The sequence below is a fragment of the Muricoccus roseus genome (genome assembly GCF_900141905.1).
GTDB lineage: Bacteria > Pseudomonadota > Alphaproteobacteria > Acetobacterales > Acetobacteraceae > Roseomonas > Roseomonas rosea.
The window spans coordinates 1-17,169 of the sequence record NZ_FQZF01000042.1 but is presented as its reverse complement, the minus strand read 5'-3'; the positions used below and the strand labels follow the sequence as shown (position 1 = coordinate 17,169).

The window sequence follows — 17,169 nt, the reverse complement described above, 5'->3', positions numbered from 1 at the left end:
CAGAACAGGCGCGGAGCGACACGAGACCCACTGATCCGGGGTATCCACGGCAGTCAGACGGGGTTCCAAGGGCCTCAGGCCCTTGGCGGGTGGAGGGCAGAGCCCTCCTCTCGCTGCGAACCCGGAAGCAGCCGGGATCAGCCCCCGCGTTGCACCACCAGCCCGATGGAGGTGCTCACCTGCCCCAGCGCCTCCAGCTTGATATGCGGAAGGGCGTAGGGCGGCGTGTCGATATAGGCGTCCAGCGGCGAATCGCCGGGGTGGAGGTTCAGCGGCCAGACCGTGTGGCCTCGCGCGGCTAGGCGGTCGAGCAGCGCCTCGATGTCCTTGCGGCGGAAGTAGGAGAGGCCCGGGGTTTCGAGGGTCGCCTCGTTCGAGCCGAGGTTGAACTCGGTGGTGTGCACGGCCACGCCGCCGGGGCGGAGCGTTTCCAGGCTGTTCTCCACGAAGTCCAGTCCCTGGGCGATGCCGCCGAGGTGCTCGAAGCAGCAGGAGGACCAGCAGGCGTCGAAGCCGCGCAGGTCGGTGGGGATGGCGTTCATGTCCACGGGGCGGAAGGTCACGCGCGCGCGGAAGGTGGCTTCGTCGATCAGCGCGGGGCGGAACAGCGCCATGAGGTCGGAGGCGTGCTCGTTGGTGCTCTGCCACCCATCGCCCGCGATCACCTCCAGCGGCGCGTCGGTCGCCACCACCTCCACCCCGTTGGCAGCCAGCATGGCCGGCAGCGGCTCCGTGCCCACGCCGAAGCCGAGGGCGCGGGCGCCGGGACGGATGACGTCGGCCGCGCGCAGCGCGGCCAGGATCCAGCAGAATTCCCACTGCTTGCGGTGAGGCCGCGGCGCCTCACCGATGGTGGCGCACCAGGCCGCGTAATCCGGCTCGTCGAACTGGGCTGCGGTGCAGAGCTGGTTCACGGGCCGCGCGAGGCTGGGCGGCTCGAGGCGCCAGGGGATGCGGGGCGATTCGGGCGGGGCCAGCAGCCAGAGCGGCGCCGCGTAGCCCTCCGGCACGAGGGCGCGGCGCAGGGCTTCGGGCGATGGGTGCCGCCGGTGGGACGCGATCTCGGCATCGCCCGGCTCCCGGCCCAGCAGGAGGCGGAAGGCCCAGATCACCGCCTCGGGCGGGAGAAGGGATGCATCGGGGTCCAGACTGTCCAGCACGGATCAGGCCCCGGTCGGAGAATGCGCTCGCATCCCGCGATCATAGCGCGCGGGGGTTTGCGATGGCGATACTCACAAAAAAATGTGCTGGAATAACAGGCGGATGGTGGGCGCAACAGGGATTGAACCTGTGACCCCCACCGTGTCAAGGTGGTGCTCTCCCGCTGAGCTATGCGCCCATCCGCCGGGTTCCGCGACGCGGCTCCGGAAAGCATCGCGTCGGGGCGGCCCCTTTAGCCTGCCCTTCACGGCCCGGCAAGCCCGATTGGCGAAAGCCGTGGCATGCCGCGTGACAGAGGCGCCGGGCTGTGGTGATTCGGAGGAACATGGACCTTCCGATCCAGGCCCCCGTCGAGGCCGATTCCCCCCCGCCCTTCCTGCTGGAACGGCCCGTGGTCCAGGCCTCGCCAATCATCCTGGCCTCGCCCCATTCCGGGCGGCACTACCCGCCGGCCTTCCTCGCCGAAAGCCGGCTGGACCCGGTGGCGCTGCGCCGTTCCGAAGATGGATTCGTGGAGGAGCTCTTCGCCGGTGCGCCGGCCCTGGGCGCGCCCCTGCTGGCGGCCACCTTCCCCCGGGTCTATTGCGACGCCAACCGCGAGGCCTGGGAGCTGGATCCCACCATGTTCGACGGGCCGCTGCCGGACTTCGTCAACAGCGCCTCGCCGCGCGTGGGCGCGGGACTGGGTACCATCGCCCGCGTGGTCGCGAGCGGGGAAGCCGTCTACCGCCGCCGCCTCTCCTTCGAGGAAGCCGCCGACCGCATCCGCGCGCTCTGGGAACCCTACCATGCCGCCCTTTCCGGGCTGATTTCGGAGACGATCCGCCGCTTCGGCTGTTGCTTGCTCATCGACTGCCATTCCATGCCCTCCCTCCCCGGAGAGGCGGGGCGCTCGGCGGATATGATCCTTGGCGACGCCCATGGCACCGCCGCGGCTCCCCGCGCGACCCGGCGGCTGGAGGAATCCCTGACCGCCCTGGGCTACCGGCTCCGGCGAAACGATCCCTATGCAGGGGGCTACGTTACCCGCCATTACGGGCGCCCGCGGGAGGGGGTCCACGTGATCCAGCTCGAGATCGCGCGCAGCCTGTACATGGATGAGCGGAGAATCCAGCGGCTGCCTGGCCTGGCGCATCTGCGGTCGGACATGGACCGGGTGCTGGCGCGGCTGTTGGCCGAGGACTGGTCTTTCCTCCGCCCCTGACCCGGTTAAGCAACGCGGCGGGGCAACCCGGGAGCGAGCGAGGTCGCTCCTGGCGTCCGGGCAAAAAAAGAGGCGGAGCCAGAGGCTCCGCCGAGTTTAGGGAGGAAACGTCCAAGAAAGACAACAACGCGACAACATCGCGTTGCTGCGATGCACAACCTAATGACGTGCCCCGGGTTTCGCAAGCGGTTTTTTGCATTGCAGCATCACCGGAATGAGATGGCTCGCCCTGGCACGCGGCTTGAGCAGGGAGGCCTATGCCCCTGCTCGCCTTTCTCCCTCTCCTGCTCACGCTGATGGCCTCTCCCGGCGCCATGGCGCAGCCCTCCCCGACCGCGATGTGCCGCGCCGCGATCGCTGCGGCAGAGCGGGAATACGGCCTTCCCGCCGGGCTCCTCGCCGCCATCGGGCGGGTGGAATCCGGCCGCCGCGATCCCCTGAGCGGGGAGGCCGGCCCCTGGCCCTGGACCATGAATGCCGAGGGGGCCGGCAAGTTCTTCCCCGGCAAGGCGGAAGCGGTTGCCGAGGTGCGGCAGCTTCGCGCCGGGGGCATGCGGCTGATCGACGTGGGCTGCATGCAGATCAACCTGCACCATCACCCCAATGCCTTTCCCTCGCTGGAGGAGGCCTTCGACCCGCTGGCCAATGCCCGCTACGCCGCCCGCTTCCTGACCGAGCTGAAAGCCGCGAGCGGCGACTGGATGACGGCGGCCGGGCACTACCACAGCCATACCCCCGGCCGGGCCGAGGCCTACAGGGCCCAGGTCGCCCTCCGATGGCCGGAGGAGCAGCGCCAGGCCGGCGCGGCCCCGGCCTGGCAGCCCGGCTGGTCGAGCGCGGCGCGCCCTCCCATGGCGGCCGCCCTGCCGGGCATGAGCATCCGGTCTGCGCCGCCGCCCAGCATCATCCGCATGCCCGGCGCCGCGCCGGAGGGCGAGCGCGGCCGGGGGCTGGACGCCTACCGGGCCATGGCCATTCCGCTCGCCACCCGCGCCGCGCCGATGCTGGTGCGCGGCCTGCCCGGCGTGCGGGGCTGAAGCGCCACGGGGGGCGCGGTCATTCCCCCGCTACCGCCGCAGCCGCCCCGCCGGGCATCGGCGCGGACCGGCGCATCAGCGCCGCCAATGCGTCCAGCCCCTCGGCGCGCGGGTCGGAGGAGCGGACGAGAAGCGTGATTTCCCGACCCACCCCCTCCGGGGCCGGCGAGTATTCCAGGAGGCCGGGCACCGGCCCGAGCGCGGCGGCCGCGATCGCCGGCATCAGCGAAACGCCCTCTCCCGCCGCGACCATATGCCGCAGCATCTCCAGCCCCGTCGCGTGGCGCGTGCCGCCCGGCGCGCCGATTCCGCAGGCCGCGAGCGTCTGATCCCGCAGGCAATGCCCTTCCTCCAGCAGCAGCAGCTCCTCGGCGCCCGGGAGCGGGAGGGGCATCCGCGGCGTCCGTCCCGCCGGGTGCATCAGCAGGAAGGGCTCCACGAACAGCGGGATGGCACGCAGCGCCGGGTCCGGCGGGCCGGCGCAGCAGAGCGCCGCGTCCAGCGCCCCCGACTTCAGCCAGTCCCGAAGCTCCGCCGTCCGGGCCTCCGACAGCACCGCGCGCATCGCGGGGAAGGCCTCGCGCATCGGCCGCAGCAGGTGGGGCAGCAGATAGGGGCCGAGCGTCGGGATGGCGCCGAGGCGGAAGGGGCCGGCCAGCGGCGCGTCATCCGCCCGCGCCGCCAGGAGCAGGGCCTGGGCCTCACGGACCACCACCGCGGCCCGGGCCAGCACGGCCTCGCCCCGGGGCGTCACCAGCACGCGCCCTGGCAGCCGCTCGAACACCGCCATCCCCAACAGCCCTTCGAGCTTCCGGATCTGCGCCGAAAGGGCGGGCTGCGAAACGCCGCAGCGCTCCGCGGCCCGGCCGAAATGGCGGTGCTCGGCGACGGCGAGCAGGTATTCGAGATCCCTGAGGGACAGTCCAGCGAGTGACATGGCGCGCAGATCATAAAGGTTATCTATAGGCGCTGAAAGAAACTTGTCTTTGTCCTTATCGCGCGGCGCAAGGAAGGTGCCGCCACGCCGGACGCGACCCGGCGCGAGCGTGACTGCAAAGGAGCGGACGCATGTTCATCCGTACCGACAAGCTACAGGTGGAAATGCCCTTACGGAACGAGCCGGCCCCCTCAGCAGCGGCGGCGCTCAACGAACTGAGGGGCGGCCGCTTCGGCGAGCCGACGAGGCTGAACATCTCGACGTTCCAGGGCTTGGGCTGAGCCGATGGTGACGCGCCATCAGCCGATCCGGCGACCGCGCCGGCGCGGCATGAGCCCGGCCGGGCGGGCCGCGCTGCGCCTCCTCCTCCAGCTCGTCGCCGCACGCCGGGCGAAGGGCTGATCCGGCGGGGCGCCCCGCCCCCCTCCCCCTGGGGCCGCCCCGTCGCGAGGCCTCCGCCGCCCTTTCTGGCCCGGGAGGCGGCGGAGGCATTCCTTCGCGCCCGGCGGCGCTCCGAAAGCCGGGCGACCTCGGATAGCGCTCCGCGGCGCCAGACCCTCGCCCCCGGGCGCGAAGCGGGCTGGCGCGATGCAGCCCGGCGCGAAACAAGCGGCCCGCCGGGGAAACCCCACCGCCCCCGGCGGCGCTCTCGCCCGCAGAAGCGGGGGCCAGTGACGCGCCACCTGCTGCCGAGGCGGAGCGCAGCATGGCAGATCCACGATCCGGCCGCGGGAGGTCCCTGCCGCGCGCGAGCCTGGCGGAAACCATGGGCGTCCTCTCCTCCGTGGTGCTGCCGGTTCTCGGCAAGGGCGTGCTGCTGCGTCGCCCGCCGGTGGTGGCCATGGCCCAGAGGATGGAGCTCGACCGGCGCGCGGTGGAGACCGTGCGGGCCTTGCGGGACCGGCATGGAGACGGCCCCCTCGTCCTGCCCGTCCCGTTCCACCCCTATGCGCTGATCCTTTCGCCGGCCCATGTCTCGCGCGTGCTGGAGCTCTCGCCCGAGCCCTATGCCGCGGCGAGCGACGAGAAGCGCTCCGCGCTCAGCCATTTCGAGCCGCATGCGGTGCTGATCTCCGACAATGCCGCGCGCCAGGCCCGCCGCCCCTATAACGAGGCCGTGCTTGACACGCCTTGCCCCATGCATCGCCTCGCCGCGCGCTTCCGCGCGGTGGTGGAGGACGAGGCGCAGGAGATGACCGAGGCGGCCGACCATTTCGGCGAGCTGGATTGGCCCGGCTTCGCCCGGGCCTGGTGGCGCATGGCGCGGCGGGTGGTGCTGGGCGAAGGCGCGCGGGACGACGACCGCGTGACGGACCTGATCGCGAAGCTCCGCGCCGACGCGAACTGGGCCTTCCTCATGCCACGGCGCCGCCGGCTGCAGGCGCGATTCTTCGAGCGGCTGGACGAACACCTGCAACGCGCCGAGCCGGGCAGCCTCGCCGCCATCATCCGCGCCACCCCCGCCGCGCCGGGCACGGACGCGCTGGGCCAGGTGCCCCAATGGCTCTTCGCGCTGGACGCGCTGGCGCGCGCCACCTTCCGCACCCTCGCCCTGCTCGGCACCCACCCCGCCCTGCGCAGCCGCGCCGAGGCCGAGATCCAGGCGCGCGAACCGCAGGACCTGCCCTTCCTGCGCGCCTGCGTGCTGGACACGCTGCGCCTCTGGCCCACCACCCCGGTCATCCTGCGGCAGGCGACGCGCGACGTGGAATGGGAACACGGCCTGCTGCGCCGGGGCACGGGCATCATCATCTTCGCGCCCTTCTTCCACCGGGACGAAACACGCCTGCCGCAGGCCCATCGCTACGCGCCCGAAACCTGGCTGGAAGGCCGGCCGGAAGACCAGGGGCTGGTCCCCTTCAGCGACGGCCCGGCGCGGTGCCCCGGGCGCAACATCTCCCTCATGCTCTCCAGCATGATGCTGGCAGCCCTGCTCCGGCGCCGGCCCTTCTCGCCGGTGGACGCGGATGGAATCCAGCCCGAGGACCGGCTGCCAGCGACGCTAAGCGCCTTCGAACTCCGGTTCAGGCCGGGGCCGGGATAGGTCTGGGGCCGGTGGTCTGTCCCGGGGAGAGGAAGAAGGAGTTCTTCCTCTCCCCGGACCCGTCGAAGGCAGTGCCTTCGACCCATCATCTTCTTTTTCGAGTTGGAATCACGGGGCTGACGGTGCGCCTCGGGTCCACGACCCGAGGCGACTGCAACGGCAGGATCAGCACCCTGAAACCAGAAACCCAATTGATCCGGGGTATCCACGGCAGTCAGACGGGGTTCCAAGGGCCTCAGGCCCTTGGCGGGTGGAGGGCGGAGCCCCCCTCCCGATGATCAGACCAGAACCTCCAGAGGAAGCCGCGAAGGCGCCTCAGCGGTTCCGCGTCACCAGCCGCCCCGGCTTCTCCCCCGTCGCGCCCTTGGCGGCCACATAGGTCGGCACGCCGTTGCACCACACCTCCTCGATCCCTTCCGAGAGCTGCTTCGGTTCTTCAAAGGTCGCGCGGTCCCGCACGGTGTGCGGGTCGAGCAGGACGATGTCGGCGAAGGCGCCTTCGCGCAGCACGCCGCGGTCGATCATGCCGAAGGTATCGGCCGCCTTGCCCGTCATCTTGTGGATGGCCGTTTCCAGGCTGAACAGCTTCACGTCGCGCACGTAGTGGCCGAGCACGCGCGGGAAGGTGCCCCAGAGGCGGGGATGCGGGTGTTCGTCATGCGGGATGCCGTCCGAGCCGATGATGGACATCGGATGCGCCATGATGCGGCGGACATCCTCCTCGTCCATCTGCCAGGTCACCTGCCCCGCTGGGAGAAGGCGGGAGGCGGCGGTCTTGATGTCGGTGTTCCAGCCGCGCGCCACGTCGCGCAGATACTTGCCAGCCATTTCCGGATGCGGGACGGACCAGGTGATCATCACCTCCACGTCGTCACGCAGCTTGTCCGGCATCAGCACGGTAGAGCCGGCGGGATAGGGATACACGTCGTAGGAGACGGGCTGGGTGCGCGCGTATTCGTTGATGAGGGGCAGGGTCTGGGTGGAGCGCCCGTAATTCTCGGGCATCGAGCATTTGTGGTGCGAGATATGCACCGCCACGCCGGCCCGCTTGCCAATCCGCGCCGTCTCCTCGATCGAGGCGAGGATGCGGTCCGCCTCGTCGCGCATATGCGTGCAGTACAGGCCACCGAAGGGCCGGATGGCCTCGGCCACCGCGATCACCTCCTCGGTCGTCGCCTGGGCGTTGGGCGGGTAGTAGAGGCCGGTCGAGAAGCCGCTCGCCCCCTCCCCCATGGATTGCCGCACGAGGTCGTGCATCCGCGCGATCTCGGCATCCTTCGCCGGCCGGTACACGTCGTTGTCCATGGTGCGGGCGCGCAGCGTCTGGTGGCCGACGAAGGCGTAGGTGTTCATCTCTGAACCGCGCGTCTTCAGCGCATGGGCATAGTCGCCGAAGCTCTCGAAGGTGTACCAGCTTTCGTCGCCCAGCAGGTCCAGCGGCGGCACGGGACGCGTGGCGAAGCGCGCCGGGGCGAGGCTGACGCCGCAATTGCCGACGACGACCGTGGTCACGCCCTGGCTGGTCTTGCAGGTCGTGCATTCCGGGCCGCAGAGAACGGCGCGGTCGTCATGCGTGTGGCTGTCGATGAAGCCCGGGGCCACGGCCTTGCCGGTGGCGATCACCTCCCGGTCCGCCGTCGCGCCGCCCAGGTCCCCCACCCCCACGATCCGGTCGCCTCGCAGGCCGACATCGCCGACCCGCCGGGCGGCCCCCGTGCCGTCGAAGAGGGTGGCATCGCGGATGATCGTGTCGCAGCGCAGGGCCATGGTGCAGCCTTTCGAACGGGTGGCGCATTCTGGCCCCGCGCGGCCCGCTGATCCAGGCCCCCGGCCGTTCCTGTTATTGGGCGCGCCGCGCCGCCCCCCCCGCGGCACGGAGCCATGGTGACCGACCCCGACCATCGAACGCGCCATCCGACGACCCTGCCCGGCCGGATCGAGCGGATGCGCGACCGGCTCGCCGATCTCAGCAAGGGTCTCTCCCTGGGGCAGCGGCTCCAGGGCGGCCTGTCCCAGGCCCTGCTCTCCGCGGGCGCCGCCGTCCTCGCCTACCTCCCCACCCAGGCGCTCGGCCTGAAGGAGGGTTTCTGGGCGGCCATCACGGCCATGGCTGTGGTCCAGACCGAGCTGGTGGCGACCCGCAACAGCGGCCGGGACCAGCTCGCCGGCGCCGCCATCGGCGGGGTCGTCGGAGTCGCCGTTACCCTGGCCGGCGGCCAGCATCTCCTGGGCTATCTCCTGGCCGTCATCCTATCCGTGCTGGCCTGCTGGCTCGTGAACATCGCCTCTGCCAGCCGCCTGGCCGGAATCACGGCGACCATCATCCTGCTCGTGCCGCATACGGGCACGCCGCAGCACATGCTCCTCTCCCGCGTCGGCGAGGTGGCCTGGGGCGCGCTGGTGGCGCTCTGCCTGGTCTGGCTGCGCACGCGCCTGGGCCGCCGCTGAAGCGGCGCCGGGCCGGCGCCGAAGGGGAAGGTCAGTCCGAGAAGAAATCCGGCATGGGGCGCGGCGGCGCCGCCCCTCCCCGCAGCGCCCTCTGCACCACCGCCTCCATGGATTCGAGGAAGCGGGAGCGGTGCTGCGGGGTGAAGGCGGCGTTGCGCGTCTCCCGCCCCATCTCCCGCAGGTGGCGGGCGACCTCGCGGCCCGCCAGGGCGCTGCCGATATTCTCCAGGTCCCAGATCCGCCCGCCCGGCGCCACGGCATGGCCGCCCGCCGCTAGGCAGCGCGAGGCGAGCGGGATGTCGGCCGTGACGCAGATGTCGCCGGGCCGGATCGCCTCCGCGATCCAGTCGTCGGCCGCATCTGCGCCCTCGGCCACGATCACGCGCCGGATGCCGTCGGGCAGGCGCACGCCGCGCGAGCCGTTGGAGACCACGGTCACCGCGAGCCCGTGCCGCGCGGCGACGCGGAACACCTCGTCGCGGACGGGGCAGGCATCCCCGTCCACATAGACATGCGGCGCGCTCAGACGAGGCCGTCCGCGATGTCGCGCCGCACCAGCGCGGGGTCGCGCCCGGCGGGGTCGCCCATGCCGCCGCCGCCGGGCAGCAGCAGGCGCAGCCGCTTGCCCCGGGGGATCACCTGATACCCCTTGGTGCGCAGCACCGTGCCGTCTGTCAGGCCGACCCAGCCCGGCGCGCCGTCCCCGCCGCCATCACGGCCGCGTGGCGCATTCGCCACCCGGTCGAAAATGGCGTTCACGGCGAATTCGGCATCGCCCTTGGCGCCAATCTCCATCACCTGCCCCAGCCCGCCACGGGTACGGCCCGGTCCGCCGGAGCCGGGGCGCAGCTCCTTCTTCCAGAACACCACCGGCGCCACGTTCTCGGTGGCCTCGACCGGCATGGTCCGCACACCGGAGGGAAAGGCGGTGCCGTCCAGCCCATCCTGGCCCGGGCGCGCGCCCGTGCCGCCGGAGTTGAAGGTGATCACCTCGAAATCCGGCAGCTCGGCCTCGCCACCGCTCACCTGCGCGCCGCCGCGCAGGGGCGGATTCCACAGGCAGGAGGAGCCCTCGGCCGTCACCCGGTCCGGCACGGCCTGGTGCAGGCACCCCATCATCAGGTCCGGCAGGAGCTGGCCGACGACATGGCGCACCGCCACCGGGAAGGGCCGGGGAGCGTTGAGGATGCAGCCCTCGGGGATCTCCATCCGGAAGGGCAGCAGCGAGGCCCAGTTGTTCGGAACCTCCGGAGCCACCACGCATTTGATGCCGAAGCAGGCATAGGCGCGCGTATAGGCGGCCGGCACGTTGATGCCGCGCCCGGACAGGCCGGAGGTACCGGCATAATCCACCGCGATATGGTCCTCCGCGACCGTCATCCGCGCCTTCAGCGTGACCGGCGCCTCATAGCCGTCCGAGCTGATCTGCGCCGCGAACTCCCCCCGCGGCAGCTTCGCGATCTCGGCCAGGGTGGCACGGGCGGAAGCCTCGAAGATGGATTCCGCCAGCTCATCCAGGCTGTCCATCGCGAACTCGTCCATCATCTCGACGAGCCGGCGCGCCCCCGCATCGTTGCAGGCGCAGAGGGAATAGACGTCGCCCTCCAGCTCCGCCGGCGTGCGCGTGCCGGCGCGGAGGATGTCGAAGAAGGTCTCGTTCGCGCGCCCCTGGTCGAAGCACTTCACGATGGGGATGTAGAGCCCTTCCTCGAAGACCGAGCGCCCCTCCGGCCCCATGCCGAGGCCGCCGACATCGATGACATGCGCGGTGTTGGCGAAGAGCCCGACGATGCGCCCGTGGCGGAAGGCGGGGGTGACGACGGTGAGGTCGTGCAGGTGGCCCGTGCCGAGCCAGGGGTCGTTGGTGATGTAGTGATCGCCCGCCTTCATCCCCTCCGCCGGGAACTTGGCGAGGAAGTGGCCGACCGATTCCATCATGGAGTTCACATGGCCGGGCGTGCCGGTGACGGCCTGGGCGAGCATGCGGCCGCGCAGGTCGAAGATGCCGGCCGAAAGATCGCCCGCCTCGCGCACCGTGGTGCTGAAGGCGGTACGGATCATGATCTGCGCCTGCTCCTCCACCACGGCGATCAGGCGGTTCCACTGGATCTGCCGCTGGATGGCGGCCAGCGCGTCCGAGGGGGCGTCACTCATCGGGTCAACTCCAGATACCCCAGCCCATCCATCCGGCAGCTCCATCCCGGCCCCACCAGCGTGCTCGTCTCCGCCTCCGCCACGATGCAGGGCCCGGGCACCGTTGCGCCCGGCGCGAAACCGGCGCGGTCATAAACGGGCCAGTCCGAAACCTCTCCCCTCGCCGTATCGCGCACGGCCTGGTGGCGGATCGGCGAGGGCCCAGGCGCCGCGTCCACCTCCGCCACGGGCGGCGGCGTCTCCACCTCGGTCGCGACCGTCACGGCGAAGGAGAGGATCTCCACGTCGCTGCCGGGAACGGGCCGGTCGTAGAAGCCCGCATATTCCCGGTCATAGGCGGCGCGCACGGCCGCCACATCCGCGGCCTCCATCGCCTTCACCGGCAGTTCCACCGCGATCTCATGCCCCTGGCCGACATAGCGCATATAGGCGATGCGCCGCTCGACCAGCGCGGCGCCAAAGGCGCCTTCCGCCACCACGCGCCGCGCCTCCGCCGACATCTCGGCCAGCAGCGCGTTCACCGCCGCCACATCGAAGCTCCGGAAGCGCTGATACAGGCTGCGAACGACCTCATAGCCCACCGGCGCGCGCAGGAAGCCGATGGCGGAGCCGACGCCGGCGCCGGATGGCACGAGCAGGCGGTTCACGCCGATCTTCTCGGCCACACGATAGCCATGCACCGGCCCGCCGCCGCCGAAGGCGATCACGGCGCGCCCGTCATAGCCCTTGCCGCTCTCGATGGCATGCACCCGGGCGGCATTGGCCATGTTCTCGTCGACCACCTCGACCACCCCGAGCGCCGCCATGGGCGGTTCCAGCCCGAGTGTGCCGAGGGCGGCGTTCATCGCGGATGCGGCGGCCCCGGGATGCAGCGGCATCGCGCCCCCCGCGAAGCTGGCCGGGTCGTAGCGGCCCAGGAGAAGGTTCGCATCCGTCACCGCCGGCTTTGAGCCGCCGCGCCCGTAGCAAGCCGGCCCCGGATCGGCGCCCGCGCTTTCCGGCCCCACCTGGATGCGCCCCAGCGCATCGACGGATGCGATGGAGCCCCCACCCGCCCCGATCTCCACCATCTCGATCACGGGGATGCGCAGCGGCAGGCCCGAGCCCTTCTTGAAGCGCCCGATGCGCGCCACCTCGAAGCTGCGGGCCGTCTGCGGCGCGAAATCGTCGATGAGGCAGACCTTCGCCGTGGTGCCGCCCATGTCGAAGGAGAGCACGCGGTCCCACCCCTTCTGCCGCGCCACGAAGGCGGAGAAGATGGCGCCACCGGCCGGCCCGCTCTCCACGAGCCGGATGGGAAAGCGTGCCGCCGTCTCCAGCGTGGTGAGCCCGCCGCCGGAAAGCATGAGGTAGAGCGGGCAGGAAAAGCCGGCCTCGGCCAGCCCGGCCTTCAGCCGGTGCAGGTAGCCCATCATCAGCGGCTGCACATAGGCATTGGCGGCGGTGGTGGAGAAGCGCTCCCACTCCCGCATCTCCGGGCTCACCTCGCTGGAGAGCGAAACGGAAATCTCCGGCCATTCCTCCCGCACGATCTCGGCCGCGCGGCGCTCATGCGCCGGATTCACGAAGGCATGAAGGAACCCGATGGCGAGGCTTTCGATCCCCTCGGCCTTCATGAAGGAAACGGCCTGCCGCACCGCACCCTCGTCGAGCGGCAGCAGCACGCGACCCTCATTGTCCAGCCGCTCCGGCACCGGCAATCGCCATCGGCGCGGGACCAGCGGCTGCGGCAGGGTGATGTTCAGGTCGTACTGGTCGTATCGGCTCTCATTGCCCAGCGCGAGGACATCGCGGAAGCCCTCGGTCGTCAGCAGCGCCGTGCGCGCGCCCTTGCGCTCGATCACCGCATTGGTGGCCAGCGTCGTGCCATGGATGAACAGCGCCACATCCGATGGCCCGACGCCCGCCTTGGAGAGCACCACGCGGATGCCCTCCAGCACGCCCTTCTCAGGTGCGGCCGGCGTGGTGAGCACCTTCGCCGTCCAACGCTCGAAGCCGCCATGCGCATCGGCGCGCTCCAGCGCCAGGTCGGTGAAGGTGCCGCCGATATCGGCGGCCAGCCGCAAGCCCGACATGGATCAGAAGCCCCGCACCACGCCGCCATCCACGCGCAGGATCGTGCCCGTGATGTAGGAGCCGGCCTCGGAGGCGAGGAAGGCCGCGGCCTTGCCGAACTCGTCCGGCGTGCCGTAGCGGCGCATCGGGATCGTCTTCTCGCGGTCGGCGATCACCTGCTCCGGGGACTTGCCCTGCTTGGAGGCGGCGGCGCCCGCCAGCTCGATGCTGCGGTCCGTGCGGATGGCGCCGGGGGCGATGATGTTCACCGTCACGCCATCAGGACCCACCTCATCCGCCAGGGTCTTCGCCCAGCCGACGATGTTCGCGCGCAGCACGTTGGACAGCGCCAGGTTCGGCAGCGGCTGCACCATGCCCGTGCTGCCCACCGCGATGATGCGCCCATAGCCCTGGGCCCGCATGGCCGGCAGCAGCTTGTTCGCGATCCGCACAGGCGAGAGGACGATGCGGCGGAACCAGGTCTCCAGCGCCTCCTCCGTCAGATCCGCGGCGGTGCCGGCGGGCGGGCCGCCATGGTTCAGCACGAGAATGTCCACCCCGCCCAGCGCCGCCACCGCGCCCTCGGCCAGCGCGTCCATGTCCTCGCCCTTGGCCACGTCGGCGGAAAAGGCGTGGGCGGCGGTGGCGCCCATGCCCTTCAGCGCCTCGCAGACCGGCTGCAGCCGCTCCACCTCACGCCCGGAAATGGCCAGCGCCGCGCCATCGGCGGCGAGCGCCTCGGCGATCGCCCGGCCCAGCCCCTTGGAGGCCCCCATCACCAGCGCCCGCTTCCCGCGAAGACCGAGTTCCATCCCTGCCACTCCTCGAATCAATGGGCCCGGACCCTGAACCGGCCCCTCAGGACTGGCAAGATCGGGGCCGGCAAGATCGGGCCGGCAAGATCGGGGCCGGCGGCTTCCCGGCCGGGCGCCCGGTTTGGCAAGCCGCGCCGGGCCGGGCATCCTCCCCCCATGTCCCGCCCGACCCTGCTGCAAACCCGCACCCTGCCCCCGGCCGTGGAGGCCCGCGCCGCCCGCGACTATGTGATCCGCCGCCCTGAAGGCCCGGACCACACCCTCGAGGCCCCGGCCCTGCTCGCCGCCGCCGAGGGCTGCGACGGCATTCTCTGCGCCGCCGGCGACGCGCTGGATGCCAAAACCATCGGCCGCCTGCCCGCCAGCGTGAAGGTGATCGCCACCTTCAGCGTCGGCACCGACCATGTCGCGCTCGACGCGGCCCGGGCGCGCGGCATCGCCGTGACCAACACCCCGGACGTGCTGAGCGTGGCCACCGCCGAGATCGCCATGCTCCTCATCCTCATGTGCGCCCGCCGCGCGGGAGAGGCCGAGAGGCTGCTGCGCGCGCGGGAATGGACGGGCTGGGCCCCCACCCAGCTCATGGGCGTGACGCTGGAAGGCAAGCGGCTCGGCATCCTCGGCATGGGCCGCATCGGGCGGGAACTGGCCCGCATGGCCCGCGGCATGGGCATGGTCATCCACTACCGCAACCGCACCCGCCTCCCGCCGCAGGAGGAGGAAGGCGCGACCTTCCACGGGGATGACGACGCCTTCCTCGCGGCCTGCGACGTGCTCTCCATGCACATCCCGGGCGGGGCGGCGACCAAGGGCTGGCTGAACGCCGCCCGGATCGCGGCGCTGCCCAAGGGAGCGATCGTGGTGAACACGGGCCGCGGCACCACGGTGGATGACGAGGCGCTCTGCGAGGCCCTCCATTCCGGCCATCTCCGCGCCGCCGGGCTGGATGTCTTCACCGGCGAGCCGAAGATTTTCGAGGGTTACCACACGGCCCCGAACGTCACCCTCCTCCCCCATCTCGGCAGCGCCACGATCGAGACGCGGGACGCCATGGGCTTCCGCTGCCTCGACAACCTGGATGCGGTGCTGATCCACGGCACCCAGCCCCCCCATCGCGTCGCCTGAGGACCCCACCCGCATGCTCTTCGACTTCGAGGCCCTGCCGAAGAAGGACCGCTACAAGCTCGTCGTCTCGAGCATCGTGCCCCGCCCGATTGCCTGGATGGTCACGCAGGATGCCGAGGGTCGCACCAACGCTGCGCCCTTCTCCTTCTTCAACGTGTTCAGCAACGACCCCGTGGTGGTCGGCATCGGCGTCGGCGCCCGCGGCATGGGCGGCGAGGAGCGGGCCGAGATGAAGGACACCATGGCCAATATCCGGGCCACGGAGGAATTCACCGTCTGCATGGTGAGCGAGGACACGGCGGAGGCGATGAACGTCACCGCCGCCGACTTCCCGCCGGGGGTGGACGAGCTGCGGATGGCCGGCCTCACCACCGCCCCCGGCACCAAGATCAAGGTGCCCCGCATCGCCGAGAGCCCCGTGGCGCTGGAATGCCGCCTCTGGCAGGCCGTGCCCATCGGCACGCACCACTTGGTGCTGGGCGAGGTCCTGGCCGTGCATATCCGGGACGACTGCATGCTCGACCCGGCACGGCTCTACGTGGACACGCCGAAGCTGAAGCTGGTCGGCCGCATGCATGGCGGCGGCTGGTATGCCCGCACCACGGACCGGTTTGAGCTGCCCCGCGTCACGCCCGAGGAGGTGGCCGCGCAGCGGAACGGATAGGGCGGGCGAGGCCGGCTCGGGCGTGGCCGGCCGAGGAGATTTGTGCTATTTTTGTTCCCATGCGAATTTACCTTGCGGGCCCGGAGGTCTTCCTGCCGGACGCCGATGCGCTGGCCGACGCCAAGCGGGCGATCTGCGCCCGCCACGGCGCCACGGGCATCTTCCCCACCGATCCCGTCCATTGCCCCCAGGCCGATGCCTCCGCGGAGGACTGGCTGGCCATCTATCTCCGCAACGAGGCCCATATCCGCGGGGCCGATGCGCTGATCGCCAATCTCACCCCCTTCCGTGGCCCTTCCGCCGATGCGGGAACGGTCTACGAGCTGGGCTTCATGCGAGCCCTCGGCCGGCCCATCGCCGCCTATGCGAACAGCGCCGTGCCCTTCACCGAACGCACCCGCGCCTTCCTGGGCGAGGCTGCCCGCCAGCGCCCGGACGGCGCCTGGGAGGACTCGGAGGGGCTGCACCTCGAATCCTTCGGCCTGCACGACAACCTGATGATCGATGGCGGCATCGAGGCGGCCGGCGGGGCGCTGATCCGGCGCGCCGTGCCGGCGGCGGATCGCTGGCGGAATCTCGACGCCTTCGAGGAAGCGCTCCGCTCCGTCATGAAATCGTCCTGACCCCGCTTGCCGCGGCCGCTCCATCCCCCTATACCCCGCCGCCGCGGGACAGGTGGCCGAGTGGTCGAAGGCGCGCGCCTGGAAAGTGCGTATAGGTCAAAAGCCTATCGTGGGTTCGAATCCCACCCTGTCCGCCAGAACACATTCCCAATGTATTCCCAAGTGATCCCGGCGCCCTTATTTTCCGGGGTCTGACGGCACGCCCATTTTCCCATCCCATCCCGCCGAACCCCGCCCTTGCCAGGCGGTTCCGTGGGCAACGGTGCGGGTAACAGCGGGCTCTGCGGGTAATGGAGGGGTCTGGTGCTGACCGACAAGCAGGTGAAGGCGGCCCTCGGGCGGGATAAGCCCTACCGGCTCAGCGATGGTGATGGTTTGCACCTACGCGTGCTGCCCTCCGGCGCGCGGCTCTGGCAGTTCCGCTATCGGGTCCTCGGCGCTGAGAAGACGCTTTCCCTGGGGCAGTATCCCGAGGTCACGCTGGCCGAGGCGCGGGACGGGCGAGCCCGCGCTCGCGAGGCCCTGCGTCAGGGGCGAGACCCCCACGGCTGTTGAGTTTCGCTGAGAACTGACCCGGGGTTTTCATCGAGAACTGACCCGTGCAGGGATATGTCCCGCGGGCTGTGGCCGCGGGTCAAGCGGGTGCTTTGGCCCTCCTGTTCCTGGGTTCGGCCGAGCTGCTCCTGAACCGGAAACTGTCGTTGCCGGTCTCCAGGATGTGGCAGTGGTGCGTGAGCCGGTCGAGCAGGGCCGTGGTCATCTTAGCGTCGCCGAACACGCCGCCCCACTCGCTGAAACTCAGGTTGGTGGTGATGACCACGCTGGTGCGCTCGTAGAGCTTGCTGAGCAGGTGGAACAGCAAGGCGCCGCCCGAGGCGCTGAACGGCAGGTAGCCGAGCTCG

Annotated in this window: 17 protein-coding genes and 2 tRNA genes; 10 read left to right on the top strand and 9 right to left on the bottom strand. The window is 71.0% G+C overall.

Translation table 11 applies throughout. The annotated features are described in order from the left end of the window. Positions 1-137: 137 nt before the first annotated feature. Together BUB97_RS23150 and BUB97_RS23145 are read right to left on the bottom strand one after the other, a co-directional pair. A complete protein-coding gene (locus BUB97_RS23150; RefSeq protein ID WP_073139586.1) occupies positions 138-1,160 on the bottom strand; it encodes an SAM-dependent methyltransferase in 1,023 nt (340 codons plus the stop codon). Positions 1,161-1,264: 104 nt separating this feature from the next. Next, positions 1,265-1,339, bottom strand: a tRNA-Val gene (locus BUB97_RS23145). 147 nt (positions 1,340-1,486) lie between these two features. Between BUB97_RS23145 and BUB97_RS23140 the strand changes: the two genes are divergently transcribed. Together BUB97_RS23140 and BUB97_RS23135 are read left to right on the top strand one after the other, a co-directional pair. Then, positions 1,487-2,365 carry an N-formylglutamate amidohydrolase gene (locus BUB97_RS23140; RefSeq protein WP_073139584.1) on the top strand — a complete coding sequence of 293 codons (879 nt, stop codon included), beginning with the start codon at positions 1,487-1,489 and terminating at the stop codon, positions 2,363-2,365. 257 nt (positions 2,366-2,622) lie between these two features. Further along, on the top strand, positions 2,623-3,402 hold the full coding sequence (locus BUB97_RS23135) for a lytic transglycosylase domain-containing protein (RefSeq protein WP_073139581.1): 780 nt from the start codon (positions 2,623-2,625) through the stop codon (positions 3,400-3,402). Between the two features lie 19 nt (positions 3,403-3,421). Here BUB97_RS23135 and BUB97_RS23130 read toward each other — a convergent pair whose 3' ends face one another. Continuing rightward, a complete protein-coding gene (locus BUB97_RS23130) occupies positions 3,422-4,339 on the bottom strand; it encodes a LysR substrate-binding domain-containing protein (RefSeq protein WP_073139578.1) in 918 nt (305 codons plus the stop codon). A 131-nt stretch (positions 4,340-4,470) separates the two neighbouring features. On the opposite strand from BUB97_RS23130, the gene BUB97_RS26440 reads away from it, so the two are divergent. Beyond that, entirely contained in the window at positions 4,471-4,620 is a 150-nt protein-coding gene (locus tag BUB97_RS26440; protein ID WP_175562726.1) for a ferritin family protein, read from the top strand. 425 nt (positions 4,621-5,045) lie between these two features. Then, positions 5,046-6,383: a cytochrome P450 gene (locus tag BUB97_RS23125; protein ID WP_073139575.1), complete on the top strand. Its 1,338-nt coding sequence runs from the start codon at positions 5,046-5,048 to the stop codon at positions 6,381-6,383. Positions 6,384-6,698: 315 nt separating this feature from the next. On the opposite strand, the gene BUB97_RS23120 is transcribed toward BUB97_RS23125, so the two are convergent. After that, on the bottom strand, positions 6,699-8,150 hold the full coding sequence (locus tag BUB97_RS23120) for an N-acyl-D-amino-acid deacylase family protein (protein ID WP_073139572.1): 1,452 nt from the start codon (positions 8,148-8,150) through the stop codon (positions 6,699-6,701). A 114-nt stretch (positions 8,151-8,264) separates the two neighbouring features. On the opposite strand from BUB97_RS23120, the gene BUB97_RS23115 reads away from it, so the two are divergent. Then, positions 8,265-8,831: an FUSC family protein gene (locus BUB97_RS23115; RefSeq protein WP_073139569.1), complete on the top strand. Its 567-nt coding sequence runs from the start codon at positions 8,265-8,267 to the stop codon at positions 8,829-8,831. A gap of 31 nt (positions 8,832-8,862) precedes the next feature. Here the strand turns inward: BUB97_RS23115 and BUB97_RS23110 are convergent, their stop codons facing one another. From BUB97_RS23110 to BUB97_RS23095, 4 genes are read right to left on the bottom strand one after another with little or no spacing between them, the layout of a single operon-like run. Further along, a complete protein-coding gene (locus tag BUB97_RS23110) occupies positions 8,863-9,336 on the bottom strand; it encodes a YaiI/YqxD family protein (protein WP_245818431.1) in 474 nt (157 codons plus the stop codon). 17 nt (positions 9,337-9,353) lie between these two features. Further along, positions 9,354-10,985, bottom strand: a complete 1,632-nt coding sequence (locus BUB97_RS23105) for a hydantoinase B/oxoprolinase family protein (RefSeq protein ID WP_073139561.1) — start codon at positions 10,983-10,985, stop codon at positions 9,354-9,356. Further along, positions 10,982-13,060 carry a hydantoinase/oxoprolinase family protein gene (locus BUB97_RS23100; protein WP_073139558.1) on the bottom strand — a complete coding sequence of 693 codons (2,079 nt, stop codon included), beginning with the start codon at positions 13,058-13,060 and terminating at the stop codon, positions 10,982-10,984. The genes BUB97_RS23105 and BUB97_RS23100 overlap by 4 nt, the downstream gene beginning before the upstream one ends. Positions 13,061-13,063: 3 nt before the next feature. Next, entirely contained in the window at positions 13,064-13,852 is a 789-nt protein-coding gene (locus BUB97_RS23095; protein WP_073139555.1) for an SDR family oxidoreductase, read from the bottom strand. Positions 13,853-14,011: 159 nt separating this feature from the next. On the opposite strand from BUB97_RS23095, the gene BUB97_RS23090 reads away from it, so the two are divergent. The 5 genes from BUB97_RS23090 to BUB97_RS23070 all read left to right on the top strand — a co-directional run bounded on the left by BUB97_RS23090 (position 14,012) and on the right by BUB97_RS23070 (position 16,822). Then, a complete protein-coding gene (locus BUB97_RS23090) occupies positions 14,012-14,980 on the top strand; it encodes a 2-hydroxyacid dehydrogenase (protein ID WP_073139553.1) in 969 nt (322 codons plus the stop codon). Between the two features lie 13 nt (positions 14,981-14,993). Then, positions 14,994-15,644, top strand: a complete 651-nt coding sequence (locus BUB97_RS23085) for a flavin reductase family protein (protein ID WP_073139550.1) — start codon at positions 14,994-14,996, stop codon at positions 15,642-15,644. A gap of 59 nt (positions 15,645-15,703) precedes the next feature. After that, positions 15,704-16,267, top strand: a complete 564-nt coding sequence (locus BUB97_RS23080; RefSeq protein ID WP_073139547.1) for a nucleoside 2-deoxyribosyltransferase — start codon at positions 15,704-15,706, stop codon at positions 16,265-16,267. A 46-nt stretch (positions 16,268-16,313) separates the two neighbouring features. Then, a tRNA-Ser gene (locus BUB97_RS23075) sits at positions 16,314-16,404 on the top strand. A gap of 166 nt (positions 16,405-16,570) precedes the next feature. Next, positions 16,571-16,822 (top strand): Arm DNA-binding domain-containing protein, encoded by a 252-nt coding sequence (locus tag BUB97_RS23070; protein ID WP_217659744.1) that lies wholly within the window; start codon positions 16,571-16,573, stop codon positions 16,820-16,822. 79 nt (positions 16,823-16,901) lie between these two features. On the opposite strand, the gene BUB97_RS23065 is transcribed toward BUB97_RS23070, so the two are convergent. Beyond that, positions 16,902-17,169: ATP-binding protein (locus tag BUB97_RS23065; protein ID WP_175562702.1), on the bottom strand; the 268-nt coding region annotated here is incomplete at its 5' end.